A 13423-nucleotide genomic window follows, 5' to 3' on the forward strand; every position below is an offset into this window, starting at 1 on the left:
TGCCGCGCTCGGGGATGATCAGAATTGACGGTAACTCTCGTGTCCCGGACGCACTGCAACGTGCAGCGTTGCTGCGCAGAGCCGGGACCCAGAGAGCCGCGGATTCGCGCATGCATGGGCCTCGGCTCTATGGGCCCCGGCTCTGCAGCGCATCGTCGAAGAGCCGCTGCGCTGCGTCCGGGGCACGAGAACGCAAGCCGGTTGGCACCTGTCCTCAATATCTCGGCATCGTAGGGGTCGGCAAAGGTGTGCGGTCTTCGAGCTATGGCGGACAAGTCGCTTTGCTAACTTATGACAGCGCGCCCTAACCAAAAGCCGGAGAGACATGTCCGGCGCTTTCGTCGTTTCATGGCTCGCGGTGCGCCGCAGCTCACGTCCGCGTCCGCATTATGAAGCTGTCGTAGCTGAGCTTCGGCGAACGGCTTGCCAACAGGCGCGTCAAGGCCGGCGAGTTGACCGCGTCGTACTTGCCCGCCGCTCAATGCTGCGCTGCGAACGCAGCTTCCATCGCCTTGCGGGTCTTCACCGCCTCGTTGCCGGCATCGAATTCGACGTCGCTCCAGCGCACGACGTCACCGTGCGCGACGTCATGTCTGAGCTTTACCCGATGCGCGAGGCCGATCGGCAGCGCGCCGGTCCTCAGGCTCGCGGCCGCCGGCACCAGCTTGCCCCACACCGTGTAGCCGCCTTCGCCATCCAGCATCTCGCCGGCGCGCAACTCTCGCTTGGCGACAGCGGCGACATCGCCGCGGAAACCGTAGGGCTGGCCGGTCGGCTCGCCGCGCAGCGCGGCCGACAGGATGGAGATATTCAGCTCGAGCCCGATCAGATGATAAGGCTTGTACATCGCCGCGTATCGGCCGCTGGCGTCGGTCTTGAGGCCGTATTGCCTGAAGCAGTCTGCGGCGTAGTCGTTCGGCGCCTCCAGCACGACATAGACGCCCCAGCGCAGGTCGCGAAACACCGGCCTGCCGTCGCGTTCGAGCGACGAGACGACCTCCACCACGCCCGACCGCTCCAGCACGCCGCCACGCTCGCGCGGCCGCATGATGTGCGGCAGGTCGTCGACGCCGCAGGGCGGAAACAGCAATCCCTCTGCAGGCACGTCGAGCCCGCAGGCATTCGCAATCGCCGCCATCTCGATCGCCGATTTGGTGCCGTCGAGGAACGAGTTGAACATCTGCGGATTCATGCCGGCCGATTGCGCTTCGCCCGGGGTGAGGCCGTAATGCTGCCAGACGCCGTCAGGCGTGACGTCGTGGTAGGCCGGCAGGTATTTCGTGCCCTTGCCCGCGGCAACCACGCGGAAGCCTGTGGCGCGGGCCCAGTCGACCATCTCCGCCGTCAGCGCCGGCTGGTCGCCATAGGCGAGCGAATAGACCACGCCGGCTTTCCGCGCTTCCTCGGCAAGCAGCGGGCCGGCCAGCACGTCGGCCTCGACATTGACCATCACGATGTGCTTGCCCGCCGCAATCGCGGCGCGCGCGTGGCGGATGCCGATGGCGGGATTGCCGGTCGCTTCCACGACCACATCCATCGCGCCGCCGGCGATGGCGCGGGCGCCGTCATCGGTGAAGACGGTGGCGGCGATCCGCTCGTCGCTCCAGCCCACGGTGCGGCACGCCTCGCGCGCGCGATCTCGGTCGATGTCGACGATGATCGGCACCTCCAGCCCCGGCGTGTGCGGCACCTGCGCCAGAAACATCGAGCCGAATTTGCCGGCGCCGATCAGCGCGACCCGAACGGGCTTGCCGGCGGAGGCGCGGGCTTGCAGGAGGCGAAAGAGGTTCATGAAGCTACCCGTATCGTGTCCCGGACGCGGTGCAGCGTGAAACGCTGCTCCGCAGAGCCGGGACCCAGAGAAACTATCCGTGTGGCGTGGGCCCCGGCTCAGCAGCGCACCGCTTGCGCGCTGCGCTGCGTCCGGGGCACGAGTCCTGTCTACTCCGCCGCCTGTCTTGACGCGCGGGCAAGCCGCAGCAGGGCATCATCATCCACCGTCTTGATCGGCGTAAAATCGCGGTGCGCAATATATTCCGGCCGTGTCGGGTTGCGGATGTGGTTCGAGACCGCATTCAAGGTCAGGTACACGATCTTGCGCGGGTAGGGCGTGATGTTGCCGCTCGAACCGTGCACGAGATTGCCGTGGAACATCAGCATGCCGCCGGGCTTGCCGGTGGGCGCCACGATGCCGCCCTGCTGGACCAGGCGCATCACCGTCTCCTCGTCCAGGGTCCACAGCGGATAGGACGTCGTCGAGAGGTCATGCGAGGCCTGGAGATCGCCGGCGTTCTGGCTGCGCGGCACCAGCATCAGGGGTCCGTTGATCGGCATCACCTCGTCGAGGAAGATCGCGATGTTCATCGCGCGCGGCTCCGGCATGCCGTCGTCGCGCTTCCAGGTGCCGTAATCCTGGTGCCACTGCCAGACGTCGCCGGTGAAGGCCGATTTCGCGTTGATCTTGAACTGGTGCATGTAGACCGGCTCGCCGAAGAGCTGCTCGACCGGCTCGATCATGCGCGGATGCTTACCCAGAATGCCGAAGGCCTCGTTGTAGAGATGTGCGGCAAAGGCGGTACGCGGCGCGCCGCTCTTCTCGCGCCAGACCTCCGGCCGGTTGGCGTCGTAGATGGCCACCGCCTCGCGGGCGAGCAGATCGACCTCCTCCTGGCTGAACAGCTCCGGCAGGAACAGCCAGCCCTCGCGGTGGAAGAACTCCAATTGCTCCTGGGACAGTTTCATGGCTCGTCCTCCTTGGTTTGTTTTGTTTTTGTCATTCCGGGGCACGCGAAGCGTGAACCCGGAATCCATTTCTCCTCGGTGTATGCCGTCCGATGGATTCCGGGTTCGATGCTGCGCATTGCCCCGGAATGACGGCGGCCTACGCCGCCACTACGTCCGTTGCCCTCAATCTCTCCTCCGTCATCCGTCCCGCCGTCTGCGCATGCGCCAGCGCCGCGCGCTCGGCCGATTTTGCATCGCCTGCGAGAATGTGTTTCGCGATCTCGGCATGCTCCGCCCAGGCGCTGTCGCGATAATCGAGCTCCGACAGCACCGTCGCCATCGAGCGGCGCATATGCGGCCATTGCGGCGTGATCGTCTCCTCGATGACGGGATTGCCGGCGAGCTGATAGATGGCGCGGTGAAAGTCGACGTCGAGCGCAATCAGCTCGGCGAGCGCAGTCTTGCGGTCGATGCTCCGTCCGGCAGCGAGCGCCGCATTAAGCCGTGCGCGCCCCGGCGCGTCGGTTGCCACGCGCTCGGCGGCAAGCCTGGCTGCGAGCGCGTCGATGGCGCCGCGCACTTCGTAGAGCTGGCGGATGCGTGCGGGATCGAGCTGGGTGACTTCAAAGCCGCGCTTGCCGCTCTCAGCAACGAGCCCCTGCCGGTGCAACAGGTGCAGCGCATGCGACACCGGCTGGCGCGAGACGCCGAGCTTGTCGGCGAGCTCGTTCTGCCGGATGCGCTGGCCGGGCTGCAGCGTGCGATCGGAGATTGCCTCGAGGATCCTGGCGTAGACCTGGTCGATCAGGTTCGGGAGCGGGTCGAGAGGATCACGCCGGCGGCTCCGAAGAGGGAATACGGAATTCCGTATTCGAAGCTATCGCGCGAGAGGCGGGGCGTCAATCGGGCCGTCGCTTGCTGGATAAGCCTTTGATTCTATTAGGGCAGTCTACTGTGCATGGGGTTGTTTTCGCGCAAATACCCTCACTCGGCCAAAAACCTGCTCACCACCTCGCCGAACTCCAGCGGCGCCTGCTCGAACATCCAGTGGCCGGCATTGGGGATCACCGCCGTCTTTGCGCCGGCGATGTGCCCGGCCAGCACGCGCCAAATCACCGACAGGCTGCCTGTGGTGGCGCCGCCGCCGATCAGCAGCGTCGGCGTCTTGATCGCCTGCGCATCGGCAAGCGTGTAGGACCGGCGCTGCTCGTCGAGCTGGCCGAGCAAGGTGAGCACGTTGTCGCGCAGCTGCTGCTTCGCCGCGGCCGGCACCCGTCGCCACGAGCCGTCGCCTTCGATGCCCTCGTAGAAGTTCTGTAGTGCGCCCTCGATGTCGCCGGCGCGGATCATCTCGACCGAGCGCGCCGTACGCGCGGCAAGCAGCGGATGCGCGCGCGTTCCCGCCGGGACCGGCAGGCTGGCATCGAGATCGCCGCCAGGCTCGGCCAGCACCAGCTTGCGCAACAGATCAGGCCGCGCCTGCGCGATGCGGAATGCGATATGGCCGCCGCGCGAATGGCCCATCAGATCGACCGGTGCCGGCTTGACTTGTTCAATGAAGGCGATCGCGTCGGAGACGTGTTGTGCCATCTTGTAATCGTCGCCGGCGGCATCCCAATGTTCGGGAAAGAAGTGCCGCAGGCTGACCGAGATCACCCGATGCGTCTTCGACAGCGGGCCGAGCACCGAATACCAGGTGCGGAAATCCCCGAGCGTGCCATGCACGCAGACCAGCGGCGGGCCCTCGCCGACTTCGAGATAGGCCATGTCGTAACCGTTGACGCGAAAGCTCTGCATGCTCAGCCCGCCAGAAAGTCCAGGACGACTTCGGAGTATTTCTGCGGCGCCTGCTCGAACATCGGATGGGTCGCGTTCGGGATGATCGCCGTCCTGGAATAGGGCACATGCGCCGCGAGTGCATGCAGCACCGTCGGCAGCAGGCCCTTGGTCCGCGCGCCCAGGATGAATAGCGTCGGCATCCTGATCTGCTCCGCATCCGCCTTCGAGAACGGCGGGCGGTTGTCGCGGACCTGGCCGATCAGCGTGTATGCGTTGTCGCGCAAGTTCTGCTTCACCATCGCCGGCAGCCGCGGCCAGGTGCCGGCGCCCTCGAGCGTGTCGACGAACACGGCGAGCCCGCCGTCGACATCGCCGTCCCTGATCTTCTCGGCCGAGGCCGTGAACCGCGCCAGCAGCGGCGAGGGGCCGCCGGCATAATCGGGATCGAGGCTCGCATCGAGCTCGCCGCCGGGCTCGGCCAGGATCAGCCGCCGCAGCAGCTCCGGCCGCTGCTGTGCCACACGAAAGCAGATATGCCCGCCGCGGGAATGGCCCATCAAATCGACTGGGCCGAGATCGAGCTTCTCGATGAAGGCGATCAAGTCGCTGACATGCTGGGCGATCGAATAGGTGTCACCGACGCCGTCCCAGCGCTCGGGGAAGAAGTGCCGCAGGCTGACGGCGATCACCCGGTGCCGCTGCGTCAGCGGGCCGAGCACGCAGCCCCAGACGCGGAAGTCGTTGAGCGAGCCGTGCACGCAGACCAGCGGCGGCCTGCCTCTGTCTTCGCCCACGTCGAGATAGGGCATGTCGTATCCGTTGACGTGAAGGCTTTGCATTCGAGGCTCGCGGAAGGGGGCGGAACTCCTGTGCAAGATTCCCGGAAACCGGGTGGATCGCAACTATTTCCAAGCCTAGATTTGGCGGGAGATGAAAGTGGGGGCCTGCTACCAGGAAGCAAGCCAGGAATTGGACCATGACCGACCAGCATTTTGCCCTGTTCGACACCAGGATCGGCCTCTGCGCCATTGCCTGGGGCCCCCGCGGTATCAACGGCACGCAGCTGCCGATGGGCGGCGAGCAGAAGATCCGCACCCGCATCAGCCAGCGCCATCCTGACGCCACCGAGGCCGAGCCGACCCCTGAGGTGCAGCAGGCGATCGACCGCATCATCAGGCTGCTCGCGGGCGAGCCCGATGACCTCACCGACATCCCCCTCGACCTCGACGGCGTGCCCGACTTCAACCGCGGCGTCTACGAGATCGCCCGCGCCATTCCGCCGGGCAAGACCATCACCTATGGCGACATCGCCAAGCAGCTCGGCGGCGTCCAGCTGTCCCGCGATGTCGGCCAGGCGCTCGGCCGCAACCCGTGCCCAATCGTCGTGCCCTGCCACCGCGTGCTGGCGGCCGGCAACAAGCCTGGCGGCTTCTCGGCGAACGGCGGCGTGGTGACCAAGCTGAAGATGCTGGAGATCGAAGGCGCCCTGGTGAACCACACGCCGAGCCTGTTTGGTTGATCGATGTCCAGCGGATGGATGGGTAACAAAACAGACCGGATGGATAGGTAACAATCGTTCATGGTTTGGTCGGCTGCGGCGCTGCGCTAGCGCAGCGCCGCAGCCTGCGTGTTTTCTGGTCGATGATGCCGATCGGTATGTGGAAGAAGCGCACTTGCCATTGCCCATCGGCGGCCTCCTCGACGGCAACGGCCTCACCAATGAGAGCGCTGGAGATGTGAATGAGTTCGCCGCGCCACTTGATCTCGCCGTTGGAGCGGACCTGGCGCACCGCGGCTTCGGCTGGATAATCCGGCTCCGGAAGCCGCCTCGGCATCGCACGAGACGAAGGCTGATAGACGCTGGCAGGTGGGCGCTGGCCAAGTGACTCGTGCGGTCGTTCTTCGTTGTAGTCGCGCACGAATGCCGCGAAGCGACGAGCCTGCGCGGCCTGGGTCGGCGGCGGCGGCTGCATGGCCTCCAGAAGCGTGAGGTGAAAACGCTCGTGGCGGCCGTTCTGCTGTGGATGGCCGGGATCAATCCGTTCATGGCGGATGCCAAGCTTGATCCACCATACCGACAGTGCCGTCAGGCCCGTGGTTCCGGTCGAGGCGAACGGCGAGCCGTTGTCGGAGCGGATGATCTGCGGCAAGCCGTACTCGCGAAACGCCCGCTCCAGCAGCGGTTGGCACTCGGCATGTTGCGTGCTGCCCGTCGCCGCCAGGCTAATCAAATAGCGGCTGAAGCCATCGGTCACCGTGAACGGTTCAACGCGAGATCCGTCGCCCAGGCGGATCCAGCCCTTGTGATCGAGCGCCCATACATGGTTGGCATGCTGAGGCACCGTCAGTTGCCCCATGCGCGGCGGCGCACGCCGCCGGGTCCGACGGTTGCTCACCAGTCCCGCCCGTTTGAGAATCCCGCCCGCCGTCGAGGCCGACGGCCAATCGACGTCCCCTTGGCGAGCCTCAAGTTTGCTGACGATCTTGCGCGGTCCCCAGCTCGGCCGCTCAAGCCGCAGCCCCACAATCGCATCCACGATGTGCTGTGGTGTCGCCCGTCCATGAACCCGCGCGGCATGGGAGCGATCCGCCAGCCCGGCAGGTCCTTCCAACCGGTAGCGCTCCAGCCACTTATAACCGGTCTTGCGGCTAATCTCGTAGCGCTCGCAAAGCTCCGTCATCGTCCACAAGCCGGTTCGCTGATCCGAGATGAAGCGAACTCGTTCGTCCATTGTACAGCTCTCCCGCCAAGGCATCGGCTGATCCTCCCAGCCGACAGAGAACTGTCACCCATCCATCCGGTCTACTCTGTTACCTATCTATCCGGTCTGGACATCGCTTCCTTACCCTCCCCTCCAGGGGGAGGGTAAGAAACCGCTAAATCTTCGCCGCCGTCTTCGGCCAATACTTATCGCGCAGATGCCGCTTCACCAGCTTGCCGGTCGGCGTGCGTGGCAGCTCGGTTTCGAAATCGATCGAGCGCGGGCACTTGATCGCCGAGAGACGCGTCTTGCAGTAGGCGATCAGGTCGGCCTCGAGCGCCTTGCCGGCGCGCTTCATATCGTGCGGCTGCACCACCGCCTTCACTTCTTCGCCCATCTCCTCGTTCGGCACGCCGAATACGGCGACGTCGGCGACGTCGGGGTGGGTGATGAGCACGTCCTCCGTCTCCTGCGGGTAGATGTTCACCCCGCCCGAGATAATCATGTAGGACTTGCGATCGGTGAGAAACAGGAAGCCGTCCTTGTCGAGATAGCCGACGTCGCCGAGGGTCGACCATCCCTTGGCGTTATAGGCCTTCTTCGTCTTCTCGGGATCGTTGTGATAGGTGAAGGCAGGCGCGTCGGCGAAGTAGACCGTACCGATCTCGCCAACCGGCTGCTCCTCGTCGTTCTCGTCGAGGATCTTGATCTTGCCGACCACGGCGCGGCCGACGCTGCCGCGATGTGCCAGCCATTCTTTCGAGTTGCAAACGGTGACGCCGTTGCCTTCCGAGCCCGCATAATATTCGATCAGGATCGGCCCCCACCATTCGATCATCTTTGCCTTGACGTCGACCGGGCAGGGGGCAGCGGCGTGGATCGCGCCCTTCAGCGTCGAAACATTGTACTTCGCGCGGACCTCGTCGGGCAGCTTCAGCATGCGCACGAACATGGTCGGCACGAGCTGAGACTGTGTGACCCGGTATTTCTCGACCAGCTTGAGGAACTCCTCAGCGTCGAAATGCTCCATGATGACGGAGGTGCCGCCGAGCACGATCGCCATCATGTTGAAGCGCAGCGGAGCTGCGTGGTAGAGCGGCGCCGGCGAGAGATAAATGCTCTCGTCGTTCATGCCGCACATGCCCGCGCAGAGCACGCGCAGGAACGCGTTCGGCTCGTCGATCGGCTTGCCTTCGAACGCCTTCTTGATGCCCTTGGGCCGGCCGGTGGTGCCCGACGAATACAGCATGTCGTAGCCGGCGACCTCGTCGGCGATCGGCGTCACCGGTTGCGCCGCTGCTTCCCTGTCGTAGGAGCGGAAGCCGGGCAGCGGCTCGTCGACCATGTAGAAGATCGGCTCGCCGGCGGCGTCCTTGACCAGATCCTTGATCTGGTCGGCGCATTTCGGTGTGGTGATGACGACCTTGGCGCCGCAATCGCCGATGATGTAGTCGATCTCGTCCTGCTTCAGATAGCGGCTGATCGCGGTGTAATAGAGCCCGCTCCGCTGTGCCGCCCAGCAGATCTCCATGAAGGCAAGCCGGTTTTCCATCAGCAGTGCGATATGGTCGCCGGCCTTCAGACCCAGCGAGCGGAACAGCTGTGCGCCCTGGTTGGAGAGCTCGTCGAGCTCGCGATAGGTGATCGCCTTGCCGGTGCCGGCCATCTGATAGGCGATCTTGTCGGGCGTGGTCTTCGCGTAGACGGACGGATGGGTCATGGCGTTTCCTCAAAACGCGAATGGCGAGCAGCGAATGGCGAATAGGGAAGAAGGACAGCCCGCTCTTCGCCTACTCGCTATTCGCTACTCGCCACCCACTATTCGCTTTTGTTTTTCTTACAGCCGCTCGACAATCGTCACGTTCGCCATGCCACCGCCTTCGCACATGGTCTGGAGGCCGTAGCGCTTGCCGCGCTGGTGCAGGGCGTGGAGCAGCGTCGTCATCAGCTTGGTGCCGGAGCCGCCGAGCGGATGGCCGAGCGCGATGGCGCCGCCATTGACGTTGAGATGCTCCGGATCGGCGCCGGTGGTCTTCAGCCACGCGGTCGGCACCGAGGCGAAGGCCTCGTTGACCTCGAACAGGTCGATGTCGTCGATCGTCATGCCGGCCTTCTCCAGTGCGCGCTTGGTGGCGTGCAGCGGCGCATCGAGCATGATCACGGGATCTCCGCCCATCATGGTCATGTGATGAATGCGCGCCAAGGGCTTGACGCCGAGCTGCTTGAGGCCGCGCTCGTTCACCACCATCACGCCCGAGGCGCCGTCGCAGATCTGGCTGGCGCTCGCCGCGGTGAGCTTGCCGTTCTCGGCGATCAGCTTGACGCCCTTGATGCCGTCGAGGGTGGCGTCGAAGCGGATGCCCTCGTCGATGTGGTGGGTATCCTTGCTGCCGTCGGCACGGGTGATCTCAAGCGGCACGATCTCCTTCTTGAAGTGGCCGGCTTGCGTCGCCGCGATCGCGCGCTGATGGCTCTGGAAGGAATATTCGTCGAGCTCGTCCTTCGACAGGCCGTACTTCTCGGCCATCATCTCGGCGCCGGTAAACTGGCTGAACACGATATTCGGGTAACGCTGCTCGATACCCGGGCTCTTGTAGTGACCAAAGCCGTTCTTGGCCGGAAGCTGCGAGGACAGGCCCATCGGCACGCGCGTCATCGACTCCACGCCGGCGGCGATCACCACGTCCATCGTGCCGGACATCACAGCTTGTGCGGCGAAGTGCAGCGCCTGCTGCGAGGAGCCGCACTGACGATCGATCGAGGTGCCCGGCACGCTCTCCGGCAGCTTCGACGCCATGATCGCGTTGCGCGCGACGTTGTTGGACTGCTCGCCGACCTGCATCACGCAGCCCATGATCACGTCCTCGACCAGCGCAGGATCGACCTTGGTGCGATCGACCAGCTCGTCCAACACCTTGGCGGCGAGATCCGCCGGATGCCAGCCGGCGAGCCGGCCCCCCTTGCGCCCGCCCGCAGTACGCGCAGCGGCGACGATGTAAGCCTCGGCCATGCCGGTCTCTCCCTGAATTCTTGATTGGGTTTGGTTGTCGAAATGGATTTAAGGGGTGCGAACTCGTTTAGTCAATCGATCAATTAACTCTTGTGGGGAGGCGCTGCTTGGGCTTATCTGCGGACCGCTTCCAGGGGGCGAGAACAGGGATTTCCGTGACGACCAGCGTACCGAACAGGCTCCCCAGCGGAAAAAATTCCACGGCAGAGAAATTGCTCGTGGCCGCGAGCGAGCTGATGATCGAACGCTCCTCGATCGAGATCTCGCTCTCCGACATCGCCCAGAAGTCGGGCGCCAATGCCGCGCTGGTCAAATATCATTTCGGCAACAAGGACGGCCTCCTGCTGGCGCTGCTCGCGCGCGATGCCGCGACCGAGATGTCCAATCTCGAATATCTGCTGGCGCAGCCGATCACCTCGACGGCGAAGCTGAAGCTGCATATCGCCGGCATCATCCGTGCCTATCACCGGTTCCCCTACATGAACCGGCTGATCCATTATCTGCTGCATGAGAGCGTGGCCGGCTCCGCCGACGAAGTCTCGAAATTCTTTGTGGCGCCGCTGCTGGACTTTCATCGCCGCCTGCTTGCCGAAGGCGTGAGTCGCGGCGAGTTTCGCCAGACTGATCCGGTGCTGTTCTACACCAGCCTGATCGGCGCCTGCGACCATCTGTTCTTCGGCCGGCACGCAATGTCCCGCGCGACCGGCGTCGGTCCGGTCACCGACGACGTCTGCCGGCAATACATCAAGCACATGGAAACGCTGATCTGCGGCGGCATCCTCGCGCAAGCCGGGGAAGCTGCCGCGGCCGGATAATCCGGCCATCACCCAAGTCTAGAGAAGAAACGCCCAAGGAAAGGTAGCCTGTCATGGAATTGAAAGACGTAGCCGTTCTCATCACCGGCGGTGGGTCGGGCCTCGGCGAAGCCACCGCCCGCGCCATGGCGGCCAAGGGCGCCAGGATCGGCGTGATCGACCAGAACAAGGAGAACGCCGAGAAGGTCGCCACTGAAGTGAAAGGCGTCGCGCTCCATGCCGACGTCACCAGCGAGGAGCAGATCAAGGCGGCGATCGCGAAGGCGGAAGCCGCGCACGGCGTCGCCCGCGTGCTAATGAACTGCGCCGGTATCGGCGGCTCGCAGCGCATCGTCGGCCGCGACGGCGTCTATCCGTTGGAAAAGTTCGCGCGCATCATCAACGTCAATCTGATCGGCACCTTCAATTGCCTGCGCCTATTCGCCGAGCGCCTCGTCACGATCGAGCCGGTCGGCGAGGAGCGCGGCGTCATCATCAACACCGCTTCGGTGGCCGCTTACGAAGGTCAGATCGGCCAGATCGCCTATTCGGCCTCGAAGGGCGGTGTCGTCGGTTTGACTTTGCCTGCTGCGCGCGACCTCGCGAGCCAGAAAATCCGCGTCAACACCATCGCGCCCGGCCTGTTCTTCACGCCGCTGCTGATGGGCCTGAACGAGGAAGCTCGCAAGAGCCTGGGCGCCCAGGTGCCGCACCCTTCGCGCCTCGGCGATGCCAGGGAATACGGTGCACTCGCCGTGCACATCGTCGAGAACGCCATGCTCAACGGCGAGACCATCCGTCTCGACGGCGCCATCCGCATGGCGCCGCGGTAGCGCGCTGCACTTCCTACCCTCCCCTGGAGGGCTAAGGCGTGCACACTTCTCGGAGCCTCCAACCGAGAGCCATCTGCTCGAAGCGGTGCCAACCTCTTCGCATGGTGATGGGGCCGGGCGGCCGCTCGGAGGCGTAGCCGGTCCATCCTCCGAGCCGAGCAATGATCCATGCAAGCCAAGCGATGGAGTGCTCGGGATGAGGGTTCTTTTGCTTGACGGTTTTGCCTTCGAGCTTGACCTGCAAGGTTTTGAGTATCGGCAGCTGGTCCGCCGGCACTACGTCAGTGGCCGGACGGTCGACCGTGCCGTCGCGGGCGAGGACGAGTTGCATGATCTTGATAGCTGCCATCACCGCGATGGCGGCGAGCTTGAACAGCGCCTCGGCCGCCTCGACCTGGCTGCTCTCGATGTCGAGCCCTTGGCTTTTGCTGGTGCGGAACAGCTGCTCGATGTGCCAGCGCTGACGGTACCAAGCGACAATCTGCAGCGCTTGCTCAACCGTCGTCACCGCATGAGTAGTAACAAGGCGCCAGTGGATCGGCTCTTCGACAGAGGGATCGAGTTCCTTCACCTCTACCAAACGCAACGTCAATTGATGCGCCGCTTTCCGGTCGCTGCAGTTGGCCGGGCGCTTGATGGTCACCTCGCCAAAGCGCAGTGCGATCTTGGCCGTTCGGGCCGGACGGCCGGGCTGTGCCCGAACCTCCAAATCGAAGCGATGCTGGACCGGCCAGTTCTGGGCAATATCAAACAACCTTCCGCCACCCACCAAGGCGCGATCGCGACAGACGCGCGTGAGCAAATGGGTCCGAGCGTCAGGAATCCGGTCAAATTCTTCGTAAATGTCGCTCTCACGGTCGCCAATCACCGTGATCATCGCCGCCGCAGCAAGCGCACTCTTGGCGCCCGCAGCGCCCTTGATCCAACGATAGGACTCCTTCTCTTCGATCGGCTGGTTTCGGTAATCAGGCGATGCAGGCCCCCGGCGCGTCCAAATCTGCATCCCAGCGAGCCCGAGCAAGGCTCCGCTCCCGGCGTCAACTGCCAATACCGGATGCACAAACAAGCCCGGGTCAATCCCGTTACCGGAAGGGCCAAGGCCCCGGACCCGGCCGGCATGCCTCGCATAGTTCAGTTCCGTCGTGTCCTGGATCGCAAGCGCATGCAGCCCTGCAACCCGCTCCGACAGCACCTCTGCGCCATGCCCGGCGATCTCATCCACTGTCACGCTCGGATTGTTCAGCCAGCGGCTGAACCCCACCCATTCGGCACGGCCATCGGCGGCTGCGCGCAGGTTCATCGTGACGCGTTCGACGGCGCGCTGCAACAACAGCGCCCCCTTTTGGCCAGTCGAACGTCACCAAAACGGCCGACTGACCAATCCATTCCTGCCTTCAATGCGGTTATCCTTCTTGCAAACCGCACCGCAAGGAATCAGACTCGATTCCCTCAAGGCAAGAAAAATCGTGTGCACGCCTTAGCCTGGAGGGGGAGGGTCGATCGCGCGAAGCGCGAGCGGGGTGGGGTGATCTCTCCACACGGGCAGCATCTCAAGCAGAGAGACTGTCACCCCACCCCGTC

General features: G+C 64.4%; 13 protein-coding genes (1 of these 13 running past the window's edge). 4 read left to right on the forward strand and 9 right to left on the reverse strand.

All coding sequences use genetic code 11. The features are described from left to right. Window positions 1–28, forward strand: partial view of a hypothetical protein gene (locus JJB99_RS05550; RefSeq protein WP_200497774.1) — the 3' portion only. Its footprint begins 563 nt before the window's first position; only the last 28 of its 591 coding nucleotides appear in the window; the start codon falls outside the window, past its left edge; the stop codon is at window positions 26–28. A gap of 450 nt (window positions 29–478) precedes the next feature. Here the strand turns inward: JJB99_RS05550 and JJB99_RS05555 are convergent, their stop codons facing one another. From JJB99_RS05555 to JJB99_RS05575, 5 genes are all read right to left on the reverse strand, one after another. Then, the gene (locus JJB99_RS05555) at window positions 479–1792 is read right to left on the reverse strand and encodes an NAD(P)H-dependent oxidoreductase (RefSeq protein WP_200497775.1); all 1314 of its coding nucleotides are present in this window, start codon (window positions 1790–1792) and stop codon (window positions 479–481) included. Between the two features lie 149 nt (window positions 1793–1941). After that, window positions 1942–2742, reverse strand: coding sequence for a phytanoyl-CoA dioxygenase family protein (locus tag JJB99_RS05560; RefSeq protein ID WP_200497776.1), 801 nt, complete (start codon window positions 2740–2742; stop codon window positions 1942–1944). A gap of 139 nt (window positions 2743–2881) precedes the next feature. Next, window positions 2882–3595, reverse strand: a complete 714-nt coding sequence (locus JJB99_RS05565) for a GntR family transcriptional regulator (RefSeq protein ID WP_200500057.1) — start codon at window positions 3593–3595, stop codon at window positions 2882–2884. A 113-nt stretch (window positions 3596–3708) separates the two neighbouring features. Further along, a complete protein-coding gene (locus JJB99_RS05570) occupies window positions 3709–4521 on the reverse strand; it encodes an alpha/beta fold hydrolase (RefSeq protein WP_200497777.1) in 813 nt (270 codons plus the stop codon). A 2-nt stretch (window positions 4522–4523) separates the two neighbouring features. After that, a complete protein-coding gene (locus JJB99_RS05575; protein ID WP_200497778.1) occupies window positions 4524–5342 on the reverse strand; it encodes an alpha/beta fold hydrolase in 819 nt (272 codons plus the stop codon). A gap of 137 nt (window positions 5343–5479) precedes the next feature. Between JJB99_RS05575 and JJB99_RS05580 the strand changes: the two genes are divergently transcribed. After that, window positions 5480–6022, forward strand: coding sequence for a methylated-DNA--[protein]-cysteine S-methyltransferase (locus JJB99_RS05580; RefSeq protein WP_200497779.1), 543 nt, complete (start codon window positions 5480–5482; stop codon window positions 6020–6022). A 58-nt stretch (window positions 6023–6080) separates the two neighbouring features. On the opposite strand, the gene JJB99_RS05585 is transcribed toward JJB99_RS05580, so the two are convergent. From JJB99_RS05585 to JJB99_RS05595, 3 genes are all read right to left on the reverse strand, one after another. Further along, complete coding sequence (locus JJB99_RS05585) at window positions 6081–7235, reverse strand: IS481 family transposase (protein ID WP_200493737.1); 1155 nt, start codon at window positions 7233–7235, stop codon at window positions 6081–6083. Between the two features lie 145 nt (window positions 7236–7380). Beyond that, on the reverse strand, window positions 7381–8925 hold the full coding sequence (locus JJB99_RS05590; protein WP_200497780.1) for an acyl-CoA synthetase: 1545 nt from the start codon (window positions 8923–8925) through the stop codon (window positions 7381–7383). Window positions 8926–9042: 117 nt separating this feature from the next. Next, window positions 9043–10215: an acetyl-CoA C-acetyltransferase gene (locus JJB99_RS05595; protein ID WP_200497781.1), complete on the reverse strand. Its 1173-nt coding sequence runs from the start codon at window positions 10213–10215 to the stop codon at window positions 9043–9045. A gap of 236 nt (window positions 10216–10451) precedes the next feature. Here JJB99_RS05595 and JJB99_RS05600 point away from each other — a divergent pair, with 236 nt between their 5' ends. Together JJB99_RS05600 and JJB99_RS05605 are read left to right on the forward strand one after the other, a co-directional pair. Then, window positions 10452–11030 (forward strand): TetR family transcriptional regulator, encoded by a 579-nt coding sequence (locus JJB99_RS05600; protein WP_246775147.1) that lies wholly within the window; start codon window positions 10452–10454, stop codon window positions 11028–11030. A 53-nt stretch (window positions 11031–11083) separates the two neighbouring features. Continuing rightward, the gene (locus JJB99_RS05605; RefSeq protein WP_200497784.1) at window positions 11084–11842 is read left to right on the forward strand and encodes an SDR family NAD(P)-dependent oxidoreductase; all 759 of its coding nucleotides are present in this window, start codon (window positions 11084–11086) and stop codon (window positions 11840–11842) included. 31 nt (window positions 11843–11873) lie between these two features. Here the strand turns inward: JJB99_RS05605 and JJB99_RS05610 are convergent, their stop codons facing one another. Next, complete coding sequence (locus tag JJB99_RS05610; protein WP_200496377.1) at window positions 11874–13172, reverse strand: IS4 family transposase; 1299 nt, start codon at window positions 13170–13172, stop codon at window positions 11874–11876. Window positions 13173–13423: the final 251 nt, after the last annotated feature.

Source organism: Bradyrhizobium diazoefficiens, assembly GCF_016616235.1.
Classification (GTDB): Bacteria; Pseudomonadota; Alphaproteobacteria; order Rhizobiales; family Xanthobacteraceae; genus Bradyrhizobium; species Bradyrhizobium diazoefficiens_H.